The sequence below is a fragment of the Paraglaciecola sp. genome (assembly GCF_030730205.1).
Classification (GTDB): domain Bacteria; phylum Pseudomonadota; class Gammaproteobacteria; order Enterobacterales; family Alteromonadaceae; genus Paraglaciecola.
Map to the genome: position 1 here is coordinate 1 of NZ_JANQVQ010000012.1, position 6,268 is coordinate 6,268.

General features: G+C 43.1%; 4 protein-coding genes and 1 pseudogene. 1 reads left to right on the top strand and 4 read right to left on the bottom strand.

Features of this window, described 5'->3' with window-relative positions; genetic code table 11:
* Positions 1 to 361: 361 nt before the first annotated feature.
* Together NWQ57_RS00915 and NWQ57_RS00920 are read right to left on the bottom strand one after the other, a co-directional pair.
* The gene (locus tag NWQ57_RS00915) at positions 362 to 490 is read right to left on the bottom strand and encodes a nuclear transport factor 2 family protein (protein ID WP_306020049.1); all 129 of its coding nucleotides are present in this window, start codon (positions 488 to 490) and stop codon (positions 362 to 364) included.
* Entirely contained in the window at positions 477 to 1,166 is a 690-nt protein-coding gene (locus NWQ57_RS00920) for a phage integrase SAM-like domain-containing protein (protein WP_306020050.1), read from the bottom strand. The genes NWQ57_RS00915 and NWQ57_RS00920 overlap by 14 nt, the downstream gene beginning before the upstream one ends.
* Before the next feature lie 474 nt (positions 1,167 to 1,640).
* Here NWQ57_RS00920 and NWQ57_RS00925 point away from each other — a divergent pair, with 474 nt between their 5' ends.
* Positions 1,641 to 3,671, top strand: a complete 2,031-nt coding sequence (locus NWQ57_RS00925) for a tetratricopeptide repeat protein (protein WP_306020051.1) — start codon at positions 1,641 to 1,643, stop codon at positions 3,669 to 3,671.
* Between the two features lie 158 nt (positions 3,672 to 3,829).
* Here NWQ57_RS00925 and NWQ57_RS00930 read toward each other — a convergent pair whose 3' ends face one another.
* Together NWQ57_RS00930 and NWQ57_RS00935 are read right to left on the bottom strand one after the other, a co-directional pair.
* Positions 3,830 to 5,350 (bottom strand): hypothetical protein, encoded by a 1,521-nt coding sequence (locus NWQ57_RS00930; RefSeq protein WP_306020052.1) that lies wholly within the window; start codon positions 5,348 to 5,350, stop codon positions 3,830 to 3,832.
* A gap of 485 nt (positions 5,351 to 5,835) precedes the next feature.
* Positions 5,836 to 6,268: pseudogene (locus NWQ57_RS00935) on the bottom strand (transposase); the annotation flags it as partial.

The window sequence follows — 6,268 nt, forward strand, 5'->3', positions numbered from 1 at the left end:
GTGGCTCGTATCGAACTGACTGCCCCGTTTTCGTAGGAGCACTATTTTTTGAGTTAAGACTGCGGTAATAAACGTATCATATAAACAATTAACCTGGCTCAGTCGGTTATTTGTGCCAGTAGGAAAGCGAGTGTAGATGGGTAGGCAGCGGAAGTTACATCTACACGTTTATGATCTGCAATCTAATTCACATCTCGAAAACTGCTTTTGTATTAACTGCTTCGTTTGCCCTCCATGGCGGTTGCTTGTCTGAGTGGTAAACCCGAAAGGCGTTTCGCGTCTCAATGATGACACTTAACTCAATGTAATTCGTGATATTTTGGTAGTGCTCAACTTGATGAAAGTTGGAGTTGAAGTTGCGTCACATCGCATCGGTCACGGTTTTACTGTCAACAAACTGTTCAAAACTGACTATTTTACTGTCTTTAAGTTGCCACAAATGCGCGACTCTGGCTTTGAAAGATATGCCTGTGGCCTTATGTGCCCCCATGCCAACTGCTCGAGTTCGGTGCCTGGTCGCATGCCTGAGTGGGTAACAAATTCCATATAGAAAATAATAAGATGCGAATTTGCTTGGTACGTTCCTTTCGACTGTTATCTTGCATATTTGCCAAGGTATCGCAGATTTCTACGTATTCGTCTGGTGTGAAAGAAGCTCGTTTCTCTCCTTGCGAACCAACGTTAGCTAGAACAGGAACCTGAATAGGTATCATCCATTTCTGTTCGATGGCTTCTTTTAATACCATTTGCATAGCTGCGTTATGGGGGAGAATTGTGGATTTTGCTAATTCACGACCTACCTGATTGGCTCGCCATCTATCGAAATCACGCACTTTTTGCTGGTCAATTGAAGTGATGTAAGTACGGTCGTAAAAAGGAATGTGGTATTTGCGAAGGGCATTCATATAGTCTTTGTATATGACTTTACCGCCTCCGTGCTCTAGCTCATGTTCCATTTTGTGGATGGCAAGGTCGACAACATCACGAAAGCGTTTACTTTTGGTAAGTGTACCTTGTTCAGCCTTAATACGACTTTCCATCAAAATGTAATGCGCTTTAGCTATGACCTTTTCTTTAACCTTTTCTTTGGTCGACTTGCAGTACCATTTGCCGAATAGTTTAAAACGAGCATACCAGTTGTGACTAGGAAAGCTGACTGAACCCATGATGATATGCTCCCAGTCCAGACATCCATGCCTAGCCGTTTAACTGGGCGCTGCTGTGCAGCTACAAAAACCAGTAAACCCCTTTGATACCAAACCTTGCAAGTAAACAATAAACCGACCTTGAGTCGGTTTTTTTGTGCTTGTGGGAAAATAATCGGCAGGTAAGGTTGTTTTGCATTCAGAGCTAACACTTCCCGGATGCCCGTCCTCACTCGCTTTCTATTTAGCATCTATTTGAATTTATTTGATTTTTTGTATTGAGGCCAATTGTGAGTCGCTTTAGCGAAAGCAATTGTGTTGCAGTTGACTTTAAACAAACACATATTAAATAATAGTTTTTGAGCTAAGGCACTTATCGCTTACTTTCTTTGCTAAATAAAAATGACTATCCAGGCTGTCAGTCAGATTATATCAGGCATCTACCATTAACTATGAATTAGCTTCACTCAACTAACTGCATTTTTAAGGATGATGATGAAGGGGAATGACCGGAAAGTATTTTTGCATGCAAAAAATCGAGCTCGGGGTATCAAGGCGTCGCCTGCAAAACTACGGGCTGCTCAGCATGAAAGTGGATTTAAATCACAAACAGAAATTGCCGTTGAAATTCAACGCTTGGAAAATTTAGATTCACCTCCCCGCACTATGGTGGGGCGCGTGTTTCGGGGAGAGGCTGTTGATCCGATAAGCCTGGAGCGTGTGGCAAAAGCGTTGAAAGTGGAATCGTGGAGTATTTATTTAGATTCTGTTGAAGCCGAGCATATTCAAGCTAATGAAGCAGTTACAGCCGACCAAGAATCTCGGACCATAACACCATATTCAATCAGCGTTCCAGAAAAAAAAAGCGTAACATTCTGGCTATTTACTGGAATTAAATCTAAGGCGGTCATCGCCATTGTGTTTTTGGGGGCGATGTATTTTTATTCCTCGCTGGAACAATCGGCAGATTCGCCAGTATTACAGCAAGCCCCCATCAATTTTGACAATAAAGTCATCGTGGTATTGCCTTTCGATGGTCCCCGTGGAAAGGATATTACCCAACAATTACAGCAGACAATTAGCACTAAATTTAGTTGGGTAGCGAGAACCGCTAAGTTTGCTGCTGTTGCTAATCCTTTAGATTTAGTCAGGCAACATAAGGCTGATTTAGTGCTCAGCGGTAAAACAGAACAGATCGGTAGAAATGTTATTTTGCAAGTGTTTGCAACAGAAGGAAGTACGTCCCGACAAATATGGGCAGATACCTTTTCTCACGCTGCATCGAAAGAATTTATTCAATTCAAAATAAACCAGTGGCTGAGCCTGATTAAACAGCAAAAACAGCTGAATAGCCCGTCCTGGGATGTACTACAAAGCTATTTAAAAGGTGTGCAGTATTTGGATGGCGACCGGGCGACAGAGGTTTTACTACGTGCTATCGTTGAGCTAGGCAGTGTGGTGCGTTTAGCACCGGATTTTGCCAAGGGCCATGCTGCACTATGTGTAGCACTTTATGAATATGGTCATCTGACAGGCGATCAGGACAAACTGGCAGAGGCTAAGATCCCGTGTGAGAAATCATTAGCCCTGGCGCCTGATGAGATTGAAGTCAAAATCAGCAATGCTAATTTGGCGCGTAAACAGGGTGAATTTGAGCACGCTCAGCAGCTATTTGAAGGGATATTGACGCTTGATACTAACAGCGTTGAGGCCATGCGGGGCCTGGCTGAAATTTTGATGCGCAGCTATTTAAAACAGCCAAACGACGCACTTTTTGAGCGCACGGAATCGCTATTACAAAAAGCGCTGGAAATAGAACCTGATAATTGGAAGGTTCCTTATACTCTAGCCAGACTTTATTACTTCACGGGCAAACAAACGCAAGCCATTGCGCAATTTACTCTGGCCAGTGAGATCTATCCGAGTTATCAAACCTACTTCAATTTAGGTACTGTGGAATTTTGTGTAGGAGATTTAGCTAAAGCAAAGGAACACTACCAGGCCGCATTGGTATTTCAACCTGACGAATCGGCTTTACAATCAAACATTGCCACTTTATATCAATATCTGGGTGAACCGGAAAAAGCCTTAACGATTTATCAGTCACTGCTAGACAAGCTGAACGATTATGGTGCCGACAACCTTTATCATGTCTGGGCCAGTATGGGCGAAATATTTCGACGCCTGGGGCTCAAACAAAAGGCAGTTGAGGCTTATCGGAATGGCTTGTTGGTATTGGAAAACGAAATTGCCAAAGGTGAAGGCAATGTTCAGCAAAAAACGCTGCGTTTGGTGCTTTATCTGACACTGGCAAAGCTAGAGCCTGAAAATTACTCTGACCAATTCAAAACGCAACTCAGGCAACAAGCAGAAGAATACGCTGATGTTGTAGATCCGGTATCTGTCTTTCAAATGACGAATGTTTGGCTGTTGTTTGGGGAGTTGGAAAGAGCGCGGGCCATGCGTGATAAACTAGCGGCCAGTTGCCCCGGTTACACTGCATCGCCTGATTTTTCAGTGTTGTAGCGCTTGCGGGCTAAGTGTGAAATACGTGATATTGACAGGGTAACCGAAATTTCCATACGCTCAATTCAAATACAGTGAATGAGCGTTAGGAAACATGTTGGCTATACATGAAATAAGTGGAGGGCTGATTCTGCGTGCCCTCTGATACTTATTTAAAATCACTCCCAAGACACGCTACCATTCAAATATACAGTACCATGTGTATCTTCGGATGCATCCCCTACAAACGCCGCATTATCAAAGTTAAGGGTGTTGTTTTCATAGTCAACGGTCAGAGTCGATGCATCGTCACAACCATCATCACAGTCATACCAATGCAATACAGAATTTTGGTTAATGATCATATAAACACTAAATCGTGGATTTCCCAAAAAATCGGTATTGTCAAAAATAGTAATAACAAATCCCCCCGCACGAGGCTCTAATGCATTGTCTAAATAGAGTAAATCCGTGCCATTGCCCACTAAGGTTATCGAATCATCACGGGCCCAATCTTCAAGATCAAAACCTATTTCCTGTACCTTTAATTCGGTACCTAACTCTTCAGCGGAATCGCCAGACAGTGCTAAGCTTGCTAGGGTTGGCATGTCCGAATTACCATCGACTTCGTCATCAATTCCGTCATCCACTTCAGAGCCACCGTCAGCATAAGTCACCTCATCTTCGAACAGCCAATTGATTGTACCGTTTAATGTTAACGAGGCGCTTGTGTCAGTCTCCGTTACCACGGCATTGTCAAAGGTGATAGTTTGGTTTTCCCGGTCGATACTGGTATTGCAGAATGTGTCACAAATATAACTATATTTAACAGAGTTTTTTGTTATCTGCATGGAGATAACACTATCACCTCCATACTGTGACATATCACCAACAACTATAACAAAATGTTCTGTACTACTGGTGTAGTTAAAAGGAGTATCATTGCCTCTTGCATTCAGGGTTAATCCTAAGCCTGTCATGACGATAGAGTCCTCTAAATTGGTCAGGTCATCTCGCCCATAAACTGCCGACTCAACCACTAATGATTCGCCTATTGCAGCCGTATCAGCTCCGCTCAGTGCGATTGTTCCGAATTCACTATCATCATTTACACTACTTGTATCAACCTCGAGTCCGAGACTTACCTGCAAATGTGCTAATGCGTCTGCTGCTGAAATAAGTGCCCGCGGACCAGCATAACTGACGCCGGTCAACATACTTACCGTACTTTGTACATCACTGTCATATTCAAAATCTAAGGTGCTTAGTTGAAAATTAACAGTTAAACCCACCGCTTCACTATGCTGAGCCTCAGAGATGGTGATTCCATTTTCTGGATCACCGTCATCGTCTAAGGTTTGTAAAAATGTAGCAATATTAACTACGGCCGGGTCTGTCTCGTCTAACGCACCTTCCACTAGTGATAATGGTGTCAATGTCGCCGCTCCCATTGCACTTCCAATCACTATATCACCTATGCTGAATGTAACTTCTGCACCTACTTCATAGGTGAAAGTACCATTGGCATCGGTCATTCCTGAAATGCTCCCTGAAACGTATGCCAAGCCTTGTACCGGACTATCGATAAACACACCTTCAGCAGTAGTCGGATTGTCGTCACCACCACACCCAGAGAGTAGATTTACAAATATGAAAGCAACACTGATGTGCCGTGAGATTAATGAGCCTTTGATATTCATTGAAATATTCCTTTTGCTGTTGAATTCACTCGAATGTGTTTAGCCTTGCGTTTAGACTGCCAAAACACTATAAAAAAACCGATTTGCGTGAAAGACACTTAATCAGATCAAAACATTTATCTGAAACTAACTGGTACTAACTGATATCAATTGAAAACACTGTGATTGCTCACTGCTCTTTGTGTGTATTCCACGAGATAAAAATGCCACTATAAGCATGACAAAAGCACCTAAAGCCCATGTAGCAAGGCAGTAGTAAAATTCTGAGTGTTCGATTGTTTGAAGAAGAAAGTGGTTGCTTGATTAGTTGTTATAAAGGTGCAAAAAATCGCACTTATTTATTGATAAATACGTTAACAAGTAACCCCGCAAATTTGGTTGCCGTCGGGCGCACGCAACAGGTATTCGCTCTATCAATCTGCTCTGGCGGTATATTGCTTTTAAGTAAGGTAATCATGAAGATGCTCTTAAGCTGCTGCGTCTGAATAGCGATAGCTATGTGCGCCTTCAATTAATAATCGTCTGGCTCGGCCATTGCCACATTTGTTAATAGCGCCTAGTTTTCGTTTGCCGCCACTAGAGTGTTCCCTCGGCACCAGTCCGACATAACTCATGAGTTTTCTGGGATGGTCGAAGCGGTTTAGATCGCCTAATTCGGCCACGACACCGGTGGCCACTACCAGTCTCACACCACGCATGGTTTGAACGGCTATTACAACAGGATAATATCGCCAGCGTTGTACTTGATTCACTAATTCATTATCCAGTCGCGCTAAGCGCTGTATGCGCTTGGTGATCGTTTGGATACATTCTTGCAAAACGATTTGTTGGGCGGGATGGGGTAAGGTTAATTCAGTTAGCCAACGCAAGTGTGAGGCTGACCAATTGTCTTTGATTTTGCAGTTAATGTCGTTGCGT

Bases quoted from the DNA above. Each gene is read 5' to 3' on its own strand.
- NWQ57_RS00915 (WP_306020049.1), bottom strand. From the start codon at position 490: ATGGGGGCACATAAGGCCACAGGCATATCTTTCAAAGCCAGAGTCGCG.
- NWQ57_RS00920 (WP_306020050.1), bottom strand. From the start codon at position 1,166: ATGGGTTCAGTCAGCTTTCCTAGTCACAACTGGTATGCTCGTTTTAAA.
- NWQ57_RS00925 (WP_306020051.1), top strand. From the start codon at position 1,641: ATGAAGGGGAATGACCGGAAAGTATTTTTGCATGCAAAAAATCGAGCT.
- NWQ57_RS00930 (WP_306020052.1), bottom strand. From the start codon at position 5,350: ATGAATATCAAAGGCTCATTAATCTCACGGCACATCAGTGTTGCTTTC.